Raw genomic sequence first — 412 nt, 5'->3', positions numbered from 1 at the left:
AGATGCGCATCCGCTCCTGGACGGAGAGCGGCTGGTGGACGGCGCCGGAGCGGATCGGCGACCGGATCGCCCCGCTGGTCGGCGCGGCGGCCGGGCAGATCGTGGTGGGCGACTCCACCAGCGTCAACGTGTTCAAGGCGCTGGTCGGCGCGGTGCGGCTGGCCCAGGGGACCGACCCGGGCCGGGACGAGATCCTGGTCGACGCGACCACGTTCCCCACGGACGGCTACATCGCCGGGTCGGCGGCCCGCATGACCGGCTGCACGCTGCGGCCCGTGGAACCGTCGCAGGTGCCGGGCGCGCTCTGGGAGCGCACGGCGGCCGTGCTGCTCAACCACGTGGACTACCGCACCGGGCGGCTGCACGACCTGCCGTCACTCACGGCGGCCGTGCACGCGGCGGGCGCGTACGC

Annotated in this window: 1 pseudogene; it reads left to right on the top strand. The window is 75.2% G+C overall.

Annotation, left to right across the window (positions count from 1 at the left end):
* A pseudogene (locus LPA54_RS40415) lies at nt 1-412 on the top strand (kynureninase); the annotation flags it as partial.

This window comes from Streptomyces sp. DH12, assembly GCF_020873895.1.
In the GTDB taxonomy this organism is placed as follows: domain Bacteria; phylum Actinomycetota; class Actinomycetes; order Streptomycetales; family Streptomycetaceae; genus Streptomyces.
The sequence above is the reverse complement of the archived record's forward strand: the minus strand, read 5'-3'. Positions and strand labels throughout refer to the sequence as shown.